This is a genomic window from Clostridium guangxiense (assembly GCF_021043395.1).
Lineage (GTDB): Bacteria > Bacillota > Clostridia > Clostridiales > Clostridiaceae > Clostridium_S > Clostridium_S guangxiense.
This window is the reverse complement of record NZ_JAJNKE010000003.1, coordinates 225,094-247,073: the sequence shown is the minus strand read 5'-3', so window position 1 is coordinate 247,073 and position 21,980 is coordinate 225,094. Positions and strand designations below refer to the sequence as shown.

18 protein-coding genes are annotated in these 21,980 nt (G+C 31.1%); 7 read left to right on the top strand and 11 right to left on the bottom strand.

All coding sequences use genetic code 11. The annotated features are described in order from the left end of the window. Positions 1–593 precede the first annotated feature (593 nt). Positions 594–851 (bottom strand): hypothetical protein, encoded by a 258-nt coding sequence (locus LQK79_RS04305; RefSeq protein ID WP_053243552.1) that lies wholly within the window; start codon positions 849–851, stop codon positions 594–596. Positions 852–978: 127 nt separating this feature from the next. Then, complete coding sequence (locus LQK79_RS04300) at positions 979–1,482, bottom strand: GNAT family N-acetyltransferase (RefSeq protein ID WP_053243551.1); 504 nt, start codon at positions 1,480–1,482, stop codon at positions 979–981. 443 nt (positions 1,483–1,925) lie between these two features. Here LQK79_RS04300 and LQK79_RS04295 point away from each other — a divergent pair, with 443 nt between their 5' ends. Next, positions 1,926–3,248: a putative DNA modification/repair radical SAM protein gene (locus LQK79_RS04295; protein ID WP_053243550.1), complete on the top strand. Its 1,323-nt coding sequence runs from the start codon at positions 1,926–1,928 to the stop codon at positions 3,246–3,248. Next, the gene (locus LQK79_RS04290; protein WP_231015677.1) at positions 3,227–3,973 is read left to right on the top strand and encodes a TIGR03915 family putative DNA repair protein; all 747 of its coding nucleotides are present in this window, start codon (positions 3,227–3,229) and stop codon (positions 3,971–3,973) included. Before LQK79_RS04295 ends, LQK79_RS04290 begins: the two co-directional genes overlap by 22 nt. 306 nt (positions 3,974–4,279) lie before the next feature. Here the strand turns inward: LQK79_RS04290 and LQK79_RS04285 are convergent, their stop codons facing one another. Further along, positions 4,280–5,056: a carbon-nitrogen family hydrolase gene (locus tag LQK79_RS04285; RefSeq protein WP_053242815.1), complete on the bottom strand. Its 777-nt coding sequence runs from the start codon at positions 5,054–5,056 to the stop codon at positions 4,280–4,282. A gap of 349 nt (positions 5,057–5,405) precedes the next feature. Here LQK79_RS04285 and LQK79_RS04280 point away from each other — a divergent pair, with 349 nt between their 5' ends. Together LQK79_RS04280 and LQK79_RS04275 are read left to right on the top strand one after the other, a co-directional pair. Continuing rightward, on the top strand, positions 5,406–5,609 hold the full coding sequence (locus LQK79_RS04280; protein ID WP_231015676.1) for a cold-shock protein: 204 nt from the start codon (positions 5,406–5,408) through the stop codon (positions 5,607–5,609). Positions 5,610–5,949: 340 nt separating this feature from the next. Beyond that, positions 5,950–8,358 (top strand): glycogen/starch/alpha-glucan phosphorylase, encoded by a 2,409-nt coding sequence (locus LQK79_RS04275; protein WP_231015675.1) that lies wholly within the window; start codon positions 5,950–5,952, stop codon positions 8,356–8,358. A 209-nt stretch (positions 8,359–8,567) separates the two neighbouring features. Here LQK79_RS04275 and LQK79_RS04270 read toward each other — a convergent pair whose 3' ends face one another. The 6 genes from LQK79_RS04270 to LQK79_RS04245 form a co-directional block, all read right to left on the bottom strand. Beyond that, positions 8,568–9,161, bottom strand: a complete 594-nt coding sequence (locus LQK79_RS04270; RefSeq protein WP_053242814.1) for a phosphatase PAP2 family protein — start codon at positions 9,159–9,161, stop codon at positions 8,568–8,570. A gap of 14 nt (positions 9,162–9,175) precedes the next feature. Beyond that, positions 9,176–9,754 carry a phosphatase PAP2 family protein gene (locus LQK79_RS04265; protein WP_053243347.1) on the bottom strand — a complete coding sequence of 193 codons (579 nt, stop codon included), beginning with the start codon at positions 9,752–9,754 and terminating at the stop codon, positions 9,176–9,178. A 141-nt stretch (positions 9,755–9,895) separates the two neighbouring features. After that, positions 9,896–11,266, bottom strand: a complete 1,371-nt coding sequence (locus LQK79_RS04260) for a sensor histidine kinase (RefSeq protein WP_053242813.1) — start codon at positions 11,264–11,266, stop codon at positions 9,896–9,898. Beyond that, on the bottom strand, positions 11,263–11,949 hold the full coding sequence (locus tag LQK79_RS04255) for a response regulator transcription factor (RefSeq protein ID WP_053242812.1): 687 nt from the start codon (positions 11,947–11,949) through the stop codon (positions 11,263–11,265). The genes LQK79_RS04260 and LQK79_RS04255 overlap by 4 nt, the downstream gene beginning before the upstream one ends. A 232-nt stretch (positions 11,950–12,181) precedes the next feature. Continuing rightward, a complete protein-coding gene (locus tag LQK79_RS04250) occupies positions 12,182–15,937 on the bottom strand; it encodes a phosphoribosylformylglycinamidine synthase (protein ID WP_231015683.1) in 3,756 nt (1,251 codons plus the stop codon). 377 nt (positions 15,938–16,314) lie between these two features. After that, positions 16,315–16,827 carry a hypothetical protein gene (locus tag LQK79_RS04245; protein WP_231015674.1) on the bottom strand — a complete coding sequence of 171 codons (513 nt, stop codon included), beginning with the start codon at positions 16,825–16,827 and terminating at the stop codon, positions 16,315–16,317. A 121-nt stretch (positions 16,828–16,948) separates the two neighbouring features. On the opposite strand from LQK79_RS04245, the gene LQK79_RS04240 reads away from it, so the two are divergent. Both LQK79_RS04240 and LQK79_RS04235 read left to right on the top strand, forming a co-directional pair. Continuing rightward, positions 16,949–17,227 carry a DUF1599 domain-containing protein gene (locus tag LQK79_RS04240; protein WP_053242810.1) on the top strand — a complete coding sequence of 93 codons (279 nt, stop codon included), beginning with the start codon at positions 16,949–16,951 and terminating at the stop codon, positions 17,225–17,227. Between the two features lies 1 nt (position 17,228). Then, entirely contained in the window at positions 17,229–17,960 is a 732-nt protein-coding gene (locus LQK79_RS04235) for a DUF434 domain-containing protein (protein ID WP_231015673.1), read from the top strand. Between the two features lie 358 nt (positions 17,961–18,318). On the opposite strand, the gene LQK79_RS04230 is transcribed toward LQK79_RS04235, so the two are convergent. Together LQK79_RS04230 and LQK79_RS04225 are read right to left on the bottom strand one after the other, a co-directional pair. Further along, positions 18,319–18,699, bottom strand: a complete 381-nt coding sequence (locus LQK79_RS04230) for a phage holin family protein (protein ID WP_053242808.1) — start codon at positions 18,697–18,699, stop codon at positions 18,319–18,321. Between the two features lie 147 nt (positions 18,700–18,846). Further along, a complete protein-coding gene (locus LQK79_RS04225) occupies positions 18,847–20,343 on the bottom strand; it encodes a glucosaminidase domain-containing protein (protein ID WP_053242807.1) in 1,497 nt (498 codons plus the stop codon). Positions 20,344–20,514: 171 nt separating this feature from the next. Here LQK79_RS04225 and LQK79_RS04220 point away from each other — a divergent pair, with 171 nt between their 5' ends. After that, positions 20,515–21,840 (top strand): glycosyl hydrolase family 18 protein, encoded by a 1,326-nt coding sequence (locus LQK79_RS04220; protein ID WP_231015672.1) that lies wholly within the window; start codon positions 20,515–20,517, stop codon positions 21,838–21,840. The last annotated feature ends 140 nt before the right edge of the window (positions 21,841–21,980 follow it).

Sequence of the window (21,980 nt, the reverse complement as noted above, 5' to 3'; positions counted from 1 at the left end):
TAGGCGAAAAAAATTAGTTATTGCTTCACAATTTTTATAAATTATGACTTAATATATTTAGTGCGACAGCCCCATTTGATATTGCTCAATTAATGAAGATTGTGAATCAAAATTATAATAACAGATTAAGATACTTGGATAAGCATTTAAAGTATTCATTACTGTATCTATAAAAACTTTTTTCTTTAATCATTTGGTGTAATTAGGATTAATGCAAGTACCTATTTCCTCTTTTAGTTCTCTTATAGAATCCTGTAAACTTGTTTCACCCGATACTACTTTACCACCATGCACACCTAAAATTCCGTAGGTACGGAGGAATTTTTGAGGCCACTGAAAATTTTCTTTTCTTTATATTAAGTGATAATTTTAAGCGAGTACTTGCTTGAGGTATAGAAGGATAACGATCATATACGGGGTTTGGGATATAATCCCATTATCCTTCTTTAACTTGCATTGTGCATATATGTATATTAGCCCAAACCCAGTGCATGTTTACTTTTTCTTTTCTTTATATTAAGTGATAATTTTAAGCGAGTACTTGCTTATGGTATAGAAGGATAATGGGCTAAACGCCCAAACCCCGTGCATGTTTACTTTTTCTTTTCTTTATATTCTTTATATTCTTTTACAATTAAATACACAGTAGTAGCCATAAGTATTAACATTATCACTGTTAATGTATTTTTAGCAATTTTACTAATACCGCTTGCCAATGGCGTTTCAAAAAATAAAACTATGGATATAAATATCGCTGCCAAAAGCGTGTACATTTTTTTGTTTTTAAGATAATCAATAAAAAACACAATAACCAAAAATGAATAACAAATACAACCCAATAAATTTCCCAAGTTCATACCTCCTTATTAATACACAATATTTTACAATTGTCCATTTATTTAATAATACACTACATAATCACTAATATTCAAATATTCGGCATAGGACATGCCAAAGCCTTCATAAAAAGATTACAAACTAATCTTTATTTGCAACTTGAACAATTTGTTTTTCACCATTCTTTTCAAAATATTTGTAAACATGCATGCCAATCTTCTCAGCAACTTTTTGTGATGGAATATTTCGTACTGTGGTATATGAAAATACTTCATGATAATTTAAAACTTTAAATGCATATTCCTTACAAACAAGAGCGGCCTCCGTTGCAAATCCCTTATTACAATATTCTTTAATAATATGAAAACCGATTTCTGGTATAGTTTCATCACCAATATTTTGCATCGTTATGCCACAATCCCCAATAAGTATCTCACCCTCTTTTAATATTACAGCCCATAGTCCATGTTTATATTTTTTATAGTTTTCAATATTCCATTGAATCCAGCTTTCCACCTCTTTCTCACTGAACGGATGTGGATAGAATTTCATAGATTCAAGGTTAGAAAGAACTTTCATTAAATCTTTTTTATCATCAATTATTAATTTCCTCAGATACAATCTTTCTGTCTCAATAATTTTCATAATGCACCTGCTCCTCTCTTGCTCACTTCTTGAAATAAAATATAATGTATATAATACTTAAATTAAATTTCGAAAGCAAATAATATTCTTATTTTTACAATAAGACCTACCTCTTCATTTATTTCCTAATTTTTATTTACACGAACGCATGTTCTATGATATAATCAAAATATTGAGAACGTAAGTTCGTTTATAACTATAAATACTTGAAATTATATAGGTATTTTAGAAAGATTAAAAGCAAAGAGTTGAGCAAAATAAATATACAGTTTAAAAACTATCGTCAGCATTAAGTTTAAGATTTTCTGCAAAAGCAGAAAATCATCCTTCACTCTACTCTTTACTCTCTACTCTAATTCCAGTTTATTGAGCTAAATTAATATTATCAATTTAAATATTTCAGCTTATTTATCTATATACAAGAATTACGGGAGATGTTTTACATGGATGTTTTTGATAAACTTAAAATTTTAACAGATGCTGCAAAATATGATGCTGCATGCACCTCTAGTGGAGCTAGTAGAAAAGCAAGCAAAGGCGGCATTGGAAGTGCTGAAGCTTGTGGGATATGTCATAGTTTTGCTGGTGATGGAAGGTGTATTTCTCTCCTTAAAATATTAATGACTAATGCCTGCATTTATGATTGTAAATACTGCGTAAACAGAATCTCAAATGATATAAGACGTGCGTCCTTTACTCCACGTGAACTAGCAGACTTAACCATGAATTTTTATAGAAGAAATTATATTGAAGGACTTTTCTTAAGCTCCAGCGTAATAAAAAATCCAGATTACACTTGTGAAAATATGATCAAAACATTAAGAATTTTAAGACATGAATATAAATTCGCTGGATATATTCATGCAAAGGCCATTCCTGGAGCAGACAGCAAGCTTATAGATGAACTTGGGCTGCTTGCCGATCGTATGAGTGTAAATATAGAGCTTCCCTCCCAAAAAAGTTTAAAGCTTCTTGCACCAGATAAATCAAAAAACTCAATTTTAAAGCCTATGAGTTACATTAAAAATCGCATAAAAGAAAATTCTAAAGATATAGTAGTTTATAAACATGCTCCAAAATTTGTTTCTGCTGGTCAAAGCACTCAAATGATTGTAGGTGCTACTCCGGATACAGATTTTCAAATTTTAAATTTAGCTGAAAGCCTTTATAATACATATAAATTAAAACGTGTATTTTTTTCAGCTTATATGCCTGTAAATGAAAATTCCCTTCTCCCAGAAATACATACAAAACCTCCTCTTTTAAGGGAACACCGTCTTTATCAGGCAGATTGGCTTCTTAGATTTTATGGTTTTAAGGCAAGTGAACTTTTAGATGATAATAATCAAAGTTTTAATCCATATATAGATCCAAAATGTAATTGGGCACTAAATCACATGGAGCTCTTCCCTGTAGATGTAAATTCAGCCTCATATAAAGCTCTCCTTAGAGTTCCAGGTATAGGAGTAAACAGTGCAAAACGAATTATAACCACAAGAAAAGCAGTCAAACTAGATTTTTCTGATCTTAAGAAGCTTGGAGTTGTACTTAAGCGCGCCCAATATTTTATAACCTGCAGTGGCAAACTCTCCTACGGTGTTAAAATAAACGAGGATTCTGTTCTGCGTTCTTTAATGTCAGACAAAACCTTAGATATGTTTAGAAATAATTTACCGCCAGAAGAAGCGCCAAAGCAGCTTTCATTTTTCGATAACAGTTTGCTTTTACAGGAGGATATAAGAAAATGCTTAACAGGTCAAATTTAATTTATGAATATGACGGAAGCTTTGAAGGTTTACTTTGCTGCGTTTTTGAAAGCTATGAAAAAAAAGAAATACCATCAGATATTGCTCTTATAGATGAGCACCAGGTAAGCTTTTTTCCTACCAAAAAAATATTAACAGATGCAAAGAAATCAAACCGTGTTTTAATCTCCATACCAAAAAAAATAGGAAATTCAGCTTTAGAATTTATACAGTATTCTTTTTTAACCTGTCTTCCTAAAAAAGAGCTTTATATTTTAATGTTTTTGCATATGGGCTATAGTTTTGGACCGTCCGTTATGAATATGCTTTCCAATGATGTTGTAAATACACTTTTTAAAGCTGTTAAGCATTTAAAAAATGAAAGTCATCTTTTAAAGGGCTTTGTGCGTTTTTCCAGTTTTAATGGCGGTCTTGCAGCAGAAATAGAGCCCCAAAATTATGTTCTTCCCCTTTTAAAGCAACATTTTTGTGAAAGATATCCTGAAGAGAATTTCTTAATTTATGATAAAAATCACAGTATGCTACTTTTATATGAACCTTATAAGGCTTCTATCATTCCGATAGAAAATATGGAATTTAATGAACCTAATGAGGAAGAAAAACATTTTAGAAAGCTGTGGAAACTTTATTATAACACCGTAGAAATTGAAGGTCGCCATAATCCTAAATGTAGAATGACACATATGCCAAAGCGCTATTGGAAATACTTAACGGAATTTAAATAACCCTCGGCTATAGATAGACAAAATGGAATTTAACTCAGAGTACAAAGTACAGAGGACAGAGTACAGTGAAGGATGATTTTTCTCCGCTGTCGCTACAAAAAATCTTAAACTTAATGCACGCAAAGCGCTTAAAATATAGTGCTCAGCGTAGCTGACACTATTAAGTTCTAAGATTTACCTGAGAATAACGAAAGGTAAATCTACCTTCATTGTGCATTGTGAACTGTGAATTGTGCATTGAGCTAAATTCCAGTTTGTCAGCATGAATTGTGTATTAGCCGTTTTAATCTTCCATGTTGTCCATCTCTAAAATAGCCTTTTATACAGCTCTTCCCTTCTATCCTGTTTAAATCTAAACTTTTCTCTACACTTTCTAACTTCTTCTTTATCAATATCAGCTGTAAGAAGCTTTTCCTCATCTTTGCAGGTGCAAATTACCTTTCCATATGGATCTATAACCATAGAATCACCAGAATAATATAGCCCATCTCCTTCTCCAACTCTGTTTACTGCAGCAATGTAACATTGATTTTCAATAGCTCTTGCTTTTAAAAGTGTTATCCAATGTTCTCTCCTAGACTCTGGCCAATTTGCAATTACTAATATAACTTCAGCCTTTTTAGAAGCTGCCGTAAATATTTCCGGAAAGCGCAAATCATAACATATAAATGTAGAAAAATTTATATCATTTATATTAAAATATTTAATTTCTTCTCCTTTTATATAATACTTATCTTCTTCTCCATATGAAAATGGATGAATTTTTGTATACCTTGATATTTCACCTATATCAGGAGTGCATACTGAAAAATTATTTTTACCCATGTTATTCTTAATATCTACAAAGCCAAAACCCGCACATATATTATATTCCTTTGACTTTTCAGAGAACCATTTTACAGTTTCCAAATTCTTCTGGCCAATTTTATTTACATTCATAGAAAACCCCGTAAGCGTCATTTCTGGAAAAATCAATAAATCTACCTTTTCTTTTAATGCTTTTTCAAAAAATTTAATGCACCTTTTTTTAGTTTCCTCTTTATTTTCCCAAGCAATATCCATTTGTGCCAATCCAATTTTCAACCTAACACCACCCTTCTTTTAAATGTAGTCCCTGAAATATTAAAATTACAAATACTATAATTTCACAGGTAATTTTAAAAATCTTAGAGTAGAGAGTACAGTAAGCGTTGATTTACCTTTCGTTTCTCTCAGGTAAATCTTTGAACTTATATATTGTCAGCTGCGCTGATCACTATCTTTTACGGCATGCGCAAGCATTAAATTTAGATTTTTCCAAGCATAACGGAGAAAAATCAACCATCACTCTACTCTCTACTCTTTACTCTCTACTCTGCTTAAGATTATTTTACATTAATTTAATCATTTTTGCTAATACTAAGTATATCTTTAAATTTAATGGAGGTATAGAATGAAAATAGGAACAGTAAAATGGTTTGATCCTGAAAAAGGTTATGGATTTATTTCTTCTGAAGGAGAAGATGATGTATTTGTTCATTATTCATCCATAAAAGAAAATGGCCCTAAAAAAACCTTAGATCAAGGTGAAGAAGTAAAATATGATGTTGTAAAAGGTTCAAAGGGACTACAAGCATCAAACGTTCAAAAGATGTAGCACAATCCTTTTTAGTTAAAATTCATTTCTAGTAAAACTATGCTAAAGGGGTTGTTGCACTAAATATAGATATTACAATTGAATTAATTCTTAGCGCGACAGCCCATTTCTTTAATATAATACAGACAGGTTCTGGTATTCCCACTTATTAAATATAATACAAATATAGGTATTATATACTTCGATAAACTTCATTGACTAAAATTCTCAAAAGTTGTAATATTACATCATAAGTTATTTAAAAACTTAAATAATTTTAACTATTATCAATAATTAATCTTTTCTTACATTTTACACTTCAAATTCAAAGGGGATTTATGATTAAAGGAGGTAATTTTATATGCAAATCGATAAGGAAACCTTAAAGAAGGATTTTAAAAGGAAGCTTACTGCTCTATATGCCGAAGATATTTCCAGTGCTTCGGATTTTCACAAATATTATGCTATTAGTTCTTTAGTAAAAGATTATAGTTCTGAAAAATGGATGAATAGTAATTATAGATATAGCCGCAAGGAGAAAAAACAGGTTTACTACTTTTCAATGGAATTTTTAATAGGAAGATTACTTGGAAGTAACCTTTTAAATTTAGGAATAAAAGATATGTGCAAGGAGGCTCTAGCAGAGCTTGGCATTAATTTAGATGAACTTTTAGAAGTTGAGCATGATGCTGGACTTGGAAATGGTGGACTTGGAAGACTTGCTGCTTGTTTCTTAGACTCAATGGCTTCTGTAGGAATACCAGGTCACGGCTGTGGAATAAGATATGATTATGGACTTTTTGAACAGAAAATAGTTAATGGATATCAAGTTGAAATACCTGATAATTGGCTAAAAAATGGAAATGTATGGGAAGTTAGAAGAGAAGATAAAGCAGTGGTTGTAAAATTTGGAGGAGAAGTTACACCTGTTTTAGAGAATGATAGATTAACTTTTAGGCATGAAAATTTTGAACCTGTTCTAGCTGTTCCTTATGATACTCCAATAGTAGGATATAAAAATGATACTGTAAATACACTTAGATTATGGAGTGCAGAAACACTTGATAAAGATTTTGATTTTGACTCCTTCAGCAGAGGCGAATATACCAAAGCAGTTGAACATAAATATTCTGTTCAATCAATATCCCAAGTACTTTATCCTGATGACACAAGACTTGAAGGAAAGATACTTAGACTAAAGCAGCAGTACTTTTTTGTAAGTGCAGGACTACAAAGTATAATAAGAACTTATAAAAAAATGCATAAGCCTATAAATAAACTGGATGAATACATTCAAATTCAAATAAATGATACTCATCCTGCAGTCGCAGTAGCTGAGCTTATGAGAATACTTGTAGATGATGAAATGCTAGACTGGGATGAAGCTTGGAGAATAACTACAAATATAATGTCTTACACAAATCACACTATTCTCACTGAAGCGCTTGAAAAATGGCCTACTAGTATTTTCAAAAAATTACTTCCTAGAATTTTTATGATAATTAATGAAATAAACGAAAGATTTTGTAAAGATGTTTATGCTAAATATGATGACTTAAATATAGTACATGATATGGCTATTATATGCGATGGTTATGTAAAAATGGCTTACCTTGCCATTGTAGGAAGTCATTCTGTAAATGGAGTTGCAAAACTGCACACTGAAATATTAAAAGAAAGAGAACTTTCAAAGTTCTATAACTTCTTTCCTCAAAAGTTTAATAATAAGACCAATGGAATCACTCATAGAAGATGGCTTTTACAGTCAAATCCTAAACTTGCAAATTTAATAACAAAAAATATAGGTCAAAATTGGATAAAGGAACCAATAAAACTTATTAACCTTCTTTCATATTCAAAAAACAAAAATTTTCAGGATAAAATTTATGAAGTAAAACAAGCTAATAAAATTCAATTTGCAAATTACTTTAAAAGCAAACACAATATTACCATAGATCCTAATTCTATTTTTGATGTACAGGTAAAAAGACTCCACGCATACAAAAGGCAGCTTTTAAATGTATTTAATATACTTGATCTTTACTATAGGCTCAAAGATAATCCTAATCTAGATATTGTCCCAAGAACATTTTTCTTTGGTGCAAAGGCTGCTCCTGGATATTATCTTGCAAAACAGACAATAAAGCTTATTAATACAGTTGCTGACCTTGTGGACAATGACCCTGCAGTAAATGGCAAAATCAAAGTCATATTCTTGGAGAATTATTCTGTATCTCTAGCTGAAAAAATAATACCAGCTGCTGACGTAAGCGAGCAAATATCTACCACAACTAAAGAAGCTTCTGGAACTGGAAATATGAAACTTATGATGAATGGAGCTATTACCATTGCAACTCTTGATGGTGCAAATGTTGAAATACGTGATCAAGTTGGTGATGACAATATAGTTATATTCGGCATGAGAAAAGATGAGGTTATGGAATATGAGAAGAAGAAAAATTATAATTCAACAGAGTACTACAATAAAGATCCAAGACTCAAGAAAATACTTGACAGTTTGGTAAATGGATCCTTAGGAGTACCTACTTCTGAATTCTCAGATATACACAAATATCTTATTGCAAATAATGATCAATTCTTCGTTCTTAAAGATTTTGCTTCCTATATAGATGCTCAAAATAAAATAAATGAACTTTATAAAAATCAAAGCAAATGGCGTGAGATGTCCATTATTAATATAGCTCATTCAGGAGCATTTTCAAGTGACAACACCATCAGAAAATACGCCAGAGATATATGGAGAGTATAATCCTACGCGGGGTTTTGGGCCTAAGGCCCATTATCCTTCTATAACCCTAAACAGCCACTCTTCAAAATAACACAAATAATTTAGGAAAAGAATATACTCATATCAGAGGTTTGAGCATAATTTTTAGGCACACATTATCTATTTATAGAAGGATAATATTTAAAATATGTGAATTCTTAGGGGAATCCATTTTAGCTTTCCTTACTTCATTAACTGTTTCTTATTTTCTCCAATAACTTGCTACCAAAACTCACCATTAACTTACTTTCAATTTTGCCATACAATTCTTCAACTTTATCTTTCAATTTAAAATTATAAATATATGTTGATACAAAAACAATTATATATGCCCCTATAACATCTGAAGGATAATGCTGTCCAACATACACCCTTGAAAATCCAACTATAAACGATAATACAATAAATATAATTCTAAAAGCTTTGCTATATCCCTTTAACCCAAGAGCTATACTCATTGTGCCTGCCGCATGATCGCTAGGAAACGATGCATCTTTTACATGCGGAAATAATAAATTCACTTTATTATGAACAAATGGCCTATCAACGTAATATATTCCACCAATTATAAAGTTTATAATTAAATTAATTATAGTAATAATTAAAGTGCTAATAGCTGCTTTTCTATAATTCAAGCTATTATTTTTAATTCCAGTAATAAATACGAATACAATAGCAAGCATAAATATATAGGGTACGTATTTTGAAAAAAATATCATTGTCAAATCTAAAGCATGATTTTTACCTGCCATATTATTTATAAATCTAAAAATTGTCATATTCATTTTTTACATCCTTTCTAAAATATATTATTATATAGAGCAATAAATCTTTGCATATATCCATTATCTTGTAGAACTACAAAAATTATTTTTGAAAATAATACTCCAAGTATAATCCCTGCTATAACATCCGTTGGATAGTGCACAAACAAATACACTCTGGACAATGCAATCAAACATGCAATGGCCATAAATATCAATTTATATTTAACAAAATACATTGATAACACTTCTGCAACAGCAAATGAGGATAATGTATGTCCAGAAGGAAAAGAATAAGATATTGGCTTTGCAATCAACAATTTAATGCTAGTTTGCTTATTATAGGGCCTAGCACGTCTTACTATATGCTTAATAATACCCTCACCAACAATTGAACTTATAATCAACGTTAGTATTACCATGTAGCCTATTAACTCATATGGTTCATTTAATATTAAAGCAGCAGCCATAACTATCCAAATGACACCTAAATTTCCCATATTCGTTATCATCGGCATTAATTTATCTAAGTATTTATTCTGAATATGATTTTTAATAAAAAATAGAATATAATTATCAAAACTGTTTACTCTTCTTTTTATAGTCAAATACATATAAACACCTTCTCCATAATAAAATTTCCTTACAATCATTTAACCTCAAATTCACTATGATGTATATTATCAATCCAAAAGATTAAAATCACATTAAAATTAAAGAAAAAAATAAAGCGAACATACAAAAGTATATCCACTTTATAATATCTTTAAATTTACAATTATTTTTGTGCCTATTCCATCTTTACTTTCTACCTCTATAGTTCCATTATGCATAGCTGCTATATGTTTAGCTATAGATAAACCCAGCCCCGTTCCGCTGCTCTCCCTCGATCTAGATTTATCTACAGTATAAAATCTATCAAATATCTTTCCAATTTCGTTCTTCGGTATACCGCTCCCATTGTCACTTACAATTAGCTTGACGTTATTTCCTTGTACTACTGAGCTTATATCAATTTTCCCATATTGTGGCGTAAACTTAATACTATTATCAATAAAAATCCTGAGCATTTGTTTTAACAATCTGTAATCTGCCAAAACTTTAATATCTGCATTTTCACCATTGGTTATTGCTATTTTTTTTGTTTCTGCTACCTTAGTTTCTTCCACCACTTCATCTATCAGCTGTTTTAACTTAAATTGATTTTTTTCCATCATTAAGATTCCGTTGTCATTTCTTGCAAGAAAAAGCAGCTTTTCAATTAATTCAGCCATATTTACAGTCTCTAATTTAATGGCTTTAATTGATTTTTCTAATGCTTCCCTATCATCTTTTCCCCACCTATCAAGCAAATTCGCATAGCCTTGAATAACCGCTATTGGAGTTCTAAGTTCATGAGAAGCATCTGATACAAATTGATTTTGCTTTTCAAAGGATTCTTGAAGCCTATCAATCATATTATTTAAAGTACATGAAAGTTTTTTAAGTTCATCATTAGGTCCTTCAGCGTTTATGCGCTCTTTTAGATTGTTAATACTTATATCTTCTGCTGTTTTTGTTATGTTTTCAATAGGCTTAAGCATTCTTCTGCTTGTTATATATCCTAATAAAACAGATAAAACTATACCAACAAAATCTGCTAATGCCATAAAGACAAACAATACCGTTAAAAAGTCATATTCGCTATCCATATTTTTAACTACTTGTAAAAATACTATTCCATAGCTTTTGTTTTTAAATTCTACATTTTTATACTGAAGATGCTTATCCTTTTCTTCTAAGTGGCGTACTTTGTTGTAAGGCTTTTTAATTTTTACTTGATAATTAAATTTATTTGACTCATTTATTAATTTACCATCTGAAGCTATTATCCTTATATGCATATTTTCATTAGCTGGTACATCATAAAATAAATTTTTATCTTTTAAATCAGCCTTATATGTTAACTTAGGGAAAATAATATTTGTAATGTCATTTACCTGCTTAGTTGCTTGATTATTTAAATAGTACTTAATCCCATAGAGAACAGTTGCACTCAATATTAAAAGTACAAATGAAAATGTAAATGCGTAAATAGTAGTTATTTTTACAGATATTTTAGCTTTGCGTATAAAATTTAATCTCACTTTTTATCTCCCCTAATGACATAGCCAACTCCTCTTACAGTGGTAATAAGCTTATCTTCATATCCATCATCTATTTTACCGCGAAGATATCTTATAAATACATCTACAACATTGTCTCCACCAATATAATCATAACCCCAAATTTTTTCAATTAACTGTTCTCTAGTTAAAACTATATCTTTATTAACTAAAAGAATTTCTAAAAGATCATATTCCTTTTTTGTAAGCTCAATTAATTTGCCAGCTCTTGTAACTTCATGAGTATCTCTATTCATTACAATATCCCGAATCTTAATTTCATTTTTATTTGTTTTAGGAGAATTTTTTCTTCTAATAACTCTTATTCTTGCAAGCAGTTCTTCAATCGCAAATGGTTTAGTAAGATAATCATCAGCTCCAGTGTCAAGCCCTTTTACCTTATCCTCCACATCTCCTCTAGCCGTTAACATTATAATAGGTATATCTGAAAATTCCCTAACCTTCTTACAAATTTCCATACCATTTAAACCCGGAAGCATTATATCAAGTAATACTAAACTATATTCTCCGTTTTCAATCTTTTTAAGTCCTTCTCTTCCATCATACGCCGTATCAACATTATAACCTTCGTGAACAAGTTCCATCTCAATGAACATTGCCATTTGTTTTTCATCTTCAACTAAAAGTATTTTATACTTACTCATACCATCAACCTCTTACGTAAAAACATAAACATTTATATTATTATACACCATTTCTGCAAAAGTGTAATAAAGGTATATTTGTAATACTATAAAAAAATGGGGCTGTCACACTAAAAAAATTGTGAAGCAATCATAATAGTGAAGGGTTTTAACGAGCAAAGTGAGGTTAAAACCCTTCACTTTAGTTAGTTCGCAATTTTTTATATTTAGTGCGACAGCCCTATTTTTTAATTTATTTAAAGTATTCTACTCCGCTCTTAAATATCTTCTGATCTTGATTTCCAAATATATTTTTATAAGTATTACTTGAAAATCTTTCTGAATGGGCCATTTTCCCAAGTATTCTTCCGTCTGGACTTGTTATACCTTCTATTGAGCAAACAGAACCATTAGGATTAATTTTAGTATCATAACTTAAGTTTCCGTCTAAATCAACATATTGAGTTGCAACTTGACCACTTTCCATAAGCTTTTTCGTAAGTTCTAAGCTACAAGCAAACCTTCCTTCACCATGTGAAACAGGTATGCAATGTATATCTCCTTTTTCTACATTTGAGAACCAAGGCGATTTTGTTGAAACAATTTTAGTGTATACCATTTGTGATACATGTCTTCCTATAGTATTGTAAGTTAAAGTAGGACATTTATCATCTATTTCTCTTATCTCCCCGTATGGAACAAGACCAAGTTTTATAAGTGCCTGGAAGCCATTACAAATTCCTAGCATAAGTCCGTCACGTTCATTTAATAATTTCATAACCTCATCTTTAATTCTTTCATTTCTAAATACAGCTGCTATAAACTTTCCAGAACCATCTGGTTCGTCTCCAGCACTAAAACCACCTGGAAGCATTATTATTTGAGATTTTTTTATTTCCTTTACAAATTCCTCTATAGAAGCTTCAATATCACTTTCCTTTAAGTTTCTAAATACAACTGTGCTGACTTCTGCCCCAGCTTTTTCAAAAGCTTTTTTAGAATCATATTCGCAGTTTGTACCAGGGAATACGGGTATAAATACCTTTGGCTTTGCAATCTTGTTTAAAATGCTTACTTTTGTATTATCATACTTAGGCTCTACATTTATTTCTATCCTTTCCTCTACTTCAGCTTTTGTAGGGAATATCTTTTCAAGAGTATTTGTCCAAGCTGCATAAGCTTCTTTTAAGTCAATTACAGTTTTTCCAAGGTCAACTTCATATTCTCTTTCAGTTGTTCCAAGTTCAACATACTTAGTTTCTCCAAAAGCTTCTTTTAAATCTAAATCTGAAGAAAGTTCAAGTATTATTGAACCATAATCTTCTGTAAATAAATCTACATTTGAAGCTTCATTTAATTTAAAGCCTATTCTATTACCAAATGCCATTTTGCTTACTGCTGCACAAATACCACCATTTCTAACACTTTGAGCACTAAGAACACAGCCTTTTTCCATAAGTTCATGAACCTTATCAAAATTTGCTTTAAGTTTATCAAATACAGGAAGTTCATTTTCATCCCTTAAAGCTTTAACTAAAACTACCCTATTTCCAACTTTCTTGAATTCTGGTGATATTACCTTGTTAACATTTAAAACATTAACTGCAAAAGAAACTAAAGTTGGAGGTACAGTTAAATCCATGAAAGTTCCAGACATACTGTCTTTTCCCCCAATTGCAGGAGTTTTAAATTCTTTTTGAGCATAAAGTGCACCAAGAAGTGCTGCAAAAGGTTTTCCCCATTTTTCTTCATCTTTATTAAGTCTTTCAAAATACTCCTGGAAAGTAAGTCTTGATTTCTTGTAATCTCCTCCCATACACACAATTTTAGTAAGTGATTCAACTACAGCAAACATGGCACCGTGGAAAGGACTCCATTCTCCTATTTTAGGATTGTATCCATAAGTCATTAAGCTTCCTGTTGTAGTATCCCCTTCAAGTACAGGAAGTTTAGCTGCCATACCTTCAGCAGGTGTTTCTTGATATTTTCCACCAAAAGGCATTAAAACTGTTCCTGCTCCTATAGTGCTGTCGAATCTTTCAGAAAGTCCTTTTTGACTGCATACATTTAAATCAGAAAGAGTATTTAACCATTTTTCCTTTATATCTATTGAATTTTCTTCCTTATCAAAATAGCTTTGCTTTTCGCAAGGCGCCTGTACAAATACATCTGTATTTTGCCTAACACCATTTGTATCAAGGAATTCTCTTGTAATATCAACTATAGCATTTCCTTTCCAGAAAAGCTTAAGTCTTTTACTATCTGTTACCTTTGCCACAACTACAGCTTCAAGGTTTTCTTTTTCAGCATATTCTACAAACTTTTCAGCATTTTCTTTAGTTACTACAACTGCCATTCTTTCCTGAGATTCTGAAATTGCAAGTTCTGTTCCATCAAGACCTTCATATTTTTTAGGAACTAAATCTAGGTTTATATCAAGTCCATCTGTAAGTTCTCCAATAGCTACAGAAACTCCACCAGCTCCAAAATCATTACATCTTTTTATCATAGTGCTTACAGCTTTGTTTCTAAATAATCTTTGAAGTTTTCTTTCAGTTGGCGCATTTCCCTTTTGAACTTCAGCACCACAAGATTCAAGTGAGCTTACTGTGTGTTCCTTTGAAGAACCTGTTGCTCCACCGCAGCCATCTCTTCCAGTTCTACCACCAAGTAAAACAACTACATCAGAAGGCTTTGGCTCTTCTCTTACAACATTTTCCTTAGGTGCAGCAGCAATTACAGCTCCAACTTCCATTCTCTTTGCTATAAAGCCTTCATCATAACATTCTGAAACCTGCCCTGTTGCAAGACCTATTTGGTTTCCATAAGAACTGTATCCATGAGCTGCCCCAAGAGTTATTTTCTTTTGAGGAAGTCTTCCCTTTGTTGTATCTTCTATTCTTGTTCTAGGATCTCCACTTCCTGTAACTCTCATAGCCTGATATACATATGATCTTCCGGATAATGGATCTCTTATTGCCCCACCAAGGCATGTAGCAGCACCACCAAATGGCTCAATTTCTGTTGGATGGTTATGAGTTTCATTTTTAAACATAACTAGCCATTTTTCAGCTTTACCATTTATATCTGCATCAACAACAATGCTGCAGGCATTTATTTCATCAGATGCATCAAGGTCATCAAGATATCCATTTTTTCTAAGAGCTTTCATGCCAATAACAGCTATATCCATTAAGCATAACTCTTTCTTTTTATCTCCATAAACTTCTTTTCTTGTTTCAAGATAATCTTCATAAGCAGCCTTAACTACCTTTGTATACTTTCCATCCTCAAACTTTATATTATTTAATCTAGTTTGGAAAGTTGTATGTCTACAATGATCTGACCAATACGTATCTATAACCTTTATTTCTGTAATTGTTGGATTTCTTTTTTCTATATTTTTGAAATACTCTTGAGTAAACTTTAAATCATCAAGACTCATTGCAAGTCCTCTATCTTTTAAGAATGCTTCAAGTTCGCTTTCACTAAAATTCATAAATTTTTCAATTGTTTCAACAGTATCTGGAAGATTATATTGAACTTTTAATGTAGAAGGTTTTTCTAGGGATGCTTCTCTTGAATCTACAGGATTAATTAAATATTTCTTTATTTTCTCAAAATCACTTTCGCTTACATTTCCTTTTAATACTATTACTCTCGCAGAAATTATTGTCACATTTTCCTTGCCTGTAAGTATCTGCATACACTGCGCTGCCGAGTCTGCCCTTTGATCATATTGTCCTGGTAAAAATTCCACTGCAAATATCTTTTCATTCTTTTCCACATTTATTTTTTCATCATAAGCTTCATCTACTGTACTTTCTGAAAATACTATTTTTTTTGCAGCTTCATACTCCTTATCAGTTATGCCAGACACATCATATCTGTTAAACACGGATACTTTTTCAAGTCCATCTATGCCCAAATTTTCTTTAAGGTCTTTAAGAATTCCTTTTGCTTCAACATCAAAGCCGTCCTTCTTAATAACAAATATTCTTCTAACCATCTCTTTATCAAGCATAATCTACATTCTCCTTAACTTTTACGAACATTTTTTTATTAATAAACAATATAATTCGTATTGATATAAATATTATAATACAAATTTATAAAAATTTAAAGTATTTTAAGCAAAAAAGCAAAGTAACAATGCTGAAGGAACAGTTTAAAAAAATCCTATAAATCTTAGTAAAAAATTATAAAATACTTAGATATTTCAATCTGCTTGAACATTTTCACAGCAAGTTATTGAAATATCTTAGGACTTTATGATTTTTTCACTTTAGATTTATAGGATTTATTATTAAAAGTGCTTTTATATTATTCTAGAAGGATAATGGGCTTACGCCCAAACCCCGCATAAGTGTATGTGACGAAGTATTGTTACTTTGTGTAACATTTTCCATTTACATTATGATAGGTTTTAACATTATCTTTTCCATCAACATTCTTAAGAATAACAGTGGATTGTATTTCGATAAATGCATTTTTTATTTCTTTTATATCCTTTTCGCTGTACGTGCTTAAATTTATATTAGCTTTAGTATTATTCTTTAATTTGATTTCTATAAGCTTATCCCATTTTGGAACAAGTATGCTTTCAACTTCACTAAACCTAATTTCCGTTTTTCTTATGGGGAAACCACTATATATAACTACCTTTTCACAGTTAATCTCCAAATCTGGCAAGCTTTTATTTTTTACCATTCTATATCTATATATAGTACAGCTAACATCATATAATACATATACAATTACTACTACTATAAAAATCATTGCAACCTTTGACTGCTTATTTTTTAAAATTACAGTTATTGAAAGTATAATTAGGATGACATCAGCTATCAAATATTTATAATCATTTTTTGAAGTAAAGGTTTTAAAATCGCTATCCACACTGTCTCCTCCAACTTATAAAAATTTTTTTAAAATTTCATTATTTATTATACCATATTGAAAAAAGTTATTGTATAATATTTTAAAATAGCAATAGTGCTAAAGGAAAGGAGTTTTACATATGAATAAAGTGGATAAACACAAGGAAATATGTGAAAAACTTAATAAGCTTTATGCTGCTAAAAATAAGGACTATGGTGATAGCTTTGGTAAAGGTTTTGATGAATATGGGCCAATAATGTCCGCCATAAGACTAGATGATAAACTTCAAAGATTTAAGCAGCTTATAAAAAACGACGCTGAAGTTAAGGATGAGAGTATAATAGACACACTTATGGATCTCGCAAATTACAGCATAATGACCATAATTGAACTTGAAAAAGACAAAGAGGTGTCTTAAATTGGATGAAGATAACGATTTTTCATTGAGAACAGCTAATCGTGGAGTTGATTTCCAGGATTCAAGATGGTTCTCCGAAAAAGAAGTCATAAGATTAAAGAAAGCTCAAGAGGAAATATTCTGGCTTCTCAATAGAAATTATAATACAAATTCTATAATGAATTTTGTTGGAGGACATTATCAATTTTCTATTCGCCAGCGTCAAGCATTGAAACGTTCTACTGGTTCAAAGAAAGATATAGAAAAAAGAATTTCAAAAATTATTTCCTGTGAAAATATAAAAAATGATAACATTTATATAGATGGTTTTAACCTCATAATAACCCTTGAAGTAGCCCTTTCAGGTGGTATACTTGTAGTTGGAAACGATGGAGCAGTAAGAGATATTGCAGGTATTCAAGGCAGCTATCACCTAATAGATAAAACAGATAGAGCTCTAGAAATAATAGGTGAAGCTTTTGACGATTTTAAAGCTACAAATGTCAAATTTTTTCTTGATTCCCCTGTTTCAAATTCTGGCAGACTTAAAGAAAGAATACTCCTTCACTCCATTTCCTGGAATTGCAATATAAGTGTTGATCTTGTCCCAAATGCTGATAATATACTTTGTGATATGGGAAGAATTGTAACCTCTGACTCAATAATACTTGACAAATGTAAAAGTTGGTTTAACCTTACGCGAAAAATAGTAGAGGATTACGTGCCAAATGCAAGACTTGTAGATTTAACATAGAAAAAAGGCTGCTGCACTAAAATTGATAAGCCATAATTTATAAAGATTGCGAACCTTAAACCAGAGTACAGATTACAGAGCACAAAGTACAGTGAAGGATGATTTTCTTCCGCTTTGCTACAGAAAGTCTAAAACTTATTGCTGATGCCATTTATAGATAATGCATTATTGCGTTCATTCAGTCGGCTAAGCATCATACTGTGTTTTTATATAATTTTAGATTTATCTGACGGGAGGAGGATAAATCAACATTCACTGTACTCCGTACTCTGTCCTCTGTACTCTGATTAAGTTAGTTGGTATTCTTTTTAAATTCTGACTACATATATTTAGTGTAACAGCTTTCTTTTAACAATTGCTACATCGCCCTTCCTGGAATAACTGCATCTATTATTCCAATAACAAGAGCTGCTAATATTGCCCCTAATATTGATGCCCTCATGTTAGGGACTAAAAATTGAGTTAAATATATTATTATAACTGAAATTACAAATCCTTTTAATCCTTTTCCAAAAGGTGATGCATCAACACCCATAAAGGATTCAACAAAATAATCTACTACTGTTATAATAACTGCTGCTAACAGGAATGACCACAATCCTCTAATGCTAAAACCAGGTGTCAAAAATGAAGTTATAGCTAATATAACAGCTGTAAGAGCTAATCTTCCAAGCCATTGTGCAAAGCCACCACCGCTTGAACGTTGTACTTTTTTATTGTCATTGTTACTATCTGCCATAGTAAAATCCCTCCTAAAAAATCAATAAATATTAAGAATATATTTATATTGCCCATATTATTGATAAATATAATACATTTTTAAAATTTTTTAAGGAAGAAATTATTCATAACGCAGCTTTATATCCATGTTTTATTATATATATTATTATTGAAACTTTGGTATTTCATAAGTTATTACATTTTTATCCAAAATTTGCTTAAATGAATTATACATTGATTTAGAAATAGTGTAAGCCCATTCTACATCTGTAGCATATTGATAAGATGCAGGATATGATGGATTCCATTTCATAGCATAGAGAGTTTTTCTATCAGAATACACAGGGGTTGCACTATAAATATAATTTTCAGCTATAAATTTAATTCCGCCTTCTATGGCATCCTTTGGAGTAAACCATCCATTATCATAGGCATATTGGGAACCATGCTTTTCAGGATCTGAGTCATCAGCCCTTATCCCAAAAAAATTATATGTGCTTTTACCATTTACTTTTATGTTTCCAGAAGAAAGATTTGATGTTCCATTGCTACTCTCATGAAGTGCATGATATAGCAGATATACAACATTAATCTTATATTTATTTGCGGCATCAATAAATGTTTGTCCCATTCCTTCCAAGGTCCCTTTTCCTTTAAGTACTGCATTTAAATCATCAGCAGTTACATTATCCAAAGTTTTATCGATTTTCATGAACATATACTTTCCAACATCATCCATAAAATTATCTGGATTCATATAATATGAAATAATATTCTTGCTTGCAGAAGTCCAGTAAGTTCTTATTTCATATTTAGAAGAATTTGAGGTAAACTGTTCATTTACTATTTTATCCAAAGCAATACTGTAATTTTTATTAGTTATATTTTGCATGCCAGAGCTTACCATCGTGTTTGAAACACATCTAAAGTAATTTGTGTAGTAATTATCAAAATCCGTATTTCCATCCTCGTGGGTTCCAATCATATTGTTTTGATTTTTAACATATACTACAACTTTATAATCTCCTTCATCAATTGGTTTATCATACTGAAAGTTAAAGGTAGCTGCATCAACAGCATTTGTATATCCATTTGTAATCTCTCTGTAATTTTCAAATCTATATCCCACATAATTAAATTTATATAGAAATATTCTGTACTTTACCTTATCCCCTGAAGATTTTATGTTCAATAAAAGCTTGTCATTTACTGATAACGTTTTGTTTAAGATACTGCATGAATAAATCACAGGACCGCCATCGTATTTTGTACCATCAACCATAGTTGAACTCACAGTAAAATCCATTTTTATAGGTTTGCTTAAAACTTTTCCATCCTGACATTTTACATCTTGGCTTACATTTAAAGTGTAAGTTTTCCCAGGTACATACCCAAGTGTTGGAAGTTCAACAATTACTGCTCTTGAATCACTTTTATCAGTTTTTACCTTTACTCCAACATCTCTAGTACTATCCATAACCTTAAAATTGCTAGAATTAATTGATTCAGGATCTATCGGTTTATTAAATGTAATTTTCCATTCTTTATTCATGTCAACTTCTGTTTTAGTCGGAAAAGTATCCACTTCCACTGCTTGTACAGTTTTAGACATAAGAACTAAAAAAGCAAAAATAACCACGACTAATAATTTTTTCATTCCCATTTTTAAAACCCCCGCTTAACCTTATATATATAATATTATACTAAATTTATAAATTATCATAGTAATAATTTTATTAATGAAATTTAAGGCTTATAACCACTTATTTTCCAGCAATTTTTTGTCGTTTTTAGTCGATATATCTGTTAATATATAAAAAAGGAGTGATTTACAATGAACTGCTGCAAAAAACTTTTTATGATTTTAGTTGTGATTGCTGTACTTATTTTAAACCCGAACTATATTTTAGCTAAGTCTCCTAACAAATCAAGTTCTGTTCCGATAGCTCCAACTTTGCTTACATATTCTAACTTAACTTCAAGTGAAGCTACGCTAAATTGGACAAGTTCCTATAGTGCGGTCGGCTATAAATTGTACAGAGCAACCCCATATGATTCAAATTATACTTTAATAGCCACATTAACTACTAATAGTTATAAAAACGTATCCTTAAAGCCAAACACAACCTACTGGTATTTTGTTAAGGCTTATAATTCTTATGGTACTTCTTTAGATTCTAAGCATATAAGCCTTACAACTTCTGGGCTATCTACTTCGAAAAAACTAGTTTTAGGCTATACTACTTATTATTATTCCGGTGATACTTCTTCTTATAACTCAATGGTATCAAATACCTCAACCTTGGATGAAGTTGCAACAAATACCTATACAACAGATAGTTATGGGAATATTTCAGGATTAGTACCGTTAAATCAAATTACCTATGCAAATAGTTACGGAATTAAAACTTTTGCCATGATAACAAATAACTTTGATGGAGCAATAGGAAAAACATTATTAGAAAGTTCCTCAAATAGAACAAGGCTTATAACCAACATCTCAAATGCATTAAAAACCAATGGTTATAAAGGTGTTAACATAGATCTTGAAGCTATATACTACTATGACAGAACTTACCTTACAACCTTTATGAATGAACTTTACAATACTCTTCATACTCAAGGTTTTTATGTAACAATAGCAGTTCCTGCAAAGACCAGTGATAGTTCAAGTGCTTCCTGGAGCGGCGCTTATGATTATGCTGCACTTTCAAATGCTTCTGATCAAATCGTACTAATGACTTACGATGAACATTATCCTGGTGGAACATATGGTTCTATAGCTTCTATCGGATGGGTAGAGAATGTAATCAAATATGCTTCCTCAGTTATACCAAGAGGAAAAATCTTACTTGGAACTGCAGCTTATGGGTATGATTGGTCATCAAGTACAGCAAAAGCCTATGGCATCTCTGGAATCTATAACTTAGCCTTAACTACTGGTAGCACAATAAATTGGGATTATATATCTCAAACCCCTTACTTCAACTATATTAGCTCAACTGGAATTAGCCATAGTGTATGGTTTGAAAACGCTCAAAGCTTAAATTACAAGCTTAATTTAGTAAATTCATATAATTTGTCCGGCATAGCTATCTGGAGACTTGGACTTGAAAATACCGATTATTGGACAAGCATTAAAACAAAATTCAACAGATAATTAATTGTGAAGTAACAATGCTTCGTCACGTTAAAAAAATCCTATAAATCTAAGTGGTTATTTAAAAAAAGTGGTTGCTTTGGGTTCTAGAAGGATAATGGGCAAAGCCCAAACCCCGCGTATGTTTATACTCGCATACG

What these genes read in the sequence shown, in the direction of transcription:
- LQK79_RS04300 (WP_053243551.1), bottom strand. Translation starts at nt 1,482, where the DNA reads ATGAAAATTATTGAGACAGAAAGATTGTATCTGAGGAAATTAATAATT.
- LQK79_RS04295 (WP_053243550.1), top strand. Translation starts at nt 1,926, where the DNA reads ATGGATGTTTTTGATAAACTTAAAATTTTAACAGATGCTGCAAAATAT.
- LQK79_RS04290 (WP_231015677.1), top strand. Translation starts at nt 3,227, where the DNA reads ATGCTTAACAGGTCAAATTTAATTTATGAATATGACGGAAGCTTTGAA.
- LQK79_RS04280 (WP_231015676.1), top strand. Translation starts at nt 5,406, where the DNA reads ATGAAAATAGGAACAGTAAAATGGTTTGATCCTGAAAAAGGTTATGGA.
- LQK79_RS04275 (WP_231015675.1), top strand. Translation starts at nt 5,950, where the DNA reads ATGCAAATCGATAAGGAAACCTTAAAGAAGGATTTTAAAAGGAAGCTT.
- LQK79_RS04270 (WP_053242814.1), bottom strand. Translation starts at nt 9,161, where the DNA reads ATGAATATGACAATTTTTAGATTTATAAATAATATGGCAGGTAAAAAT.
- LQK79_RS04265 (WP_053243347.1), bottom strand. Translation starts at nt 9,754, where the DNA reads ATGTATTTGACTATAAAAAGAAGAGTAAACAGTTTTGATAATTATATT.
- LQK79_RS04255 (WP_053242812.1), bottom strand. Translation starts at nt 11,949, where the DNA reads ATGAGTAAGTATAAAATACTTTTAGTTGAAGATGAAAAACAAATGGCA.
- LQK79_RS04250 (WP_231015683.1), bottom strand. Translation starts at nt 15,937, where the DNA reads ATGGTTAGAAGAATATTTGTTATTAAGAAGGACGGCTTTGATGTTGAA.
- LQK79_RS04240 (WP_053242810.1), top strand. Translation starts at nt 16,949, where the DNA reads ATGAATAAAGTGGATAAACACAAGGAAATATGTGAAAAACTTAATAAG.
- LQK79_RS04230 (WP_053242808.1), bottom strand. Translation starts at nt 18,699, where the DNA reads ATGGCAGATAGTAACAATGACAATAAAAAAGTACAACGTTCAAGCGGT.
- LQK79_RS04225 (WP_053242807.1), bottom strand. Translation starts at nt 20,343, where the DNA reads ATGGGAATGAAAAAATTATTAGTCGTGGTTATTTTTGCTTTTTTAGTT.
- LQK79_RS04220 (WP_231015672.1), top strand. Translation starts at nt 20,515, where the DNA reads ATGAACTGCTGCAAAAAACTTTTTATGATTTTAGTTGTGATTGCTGTA.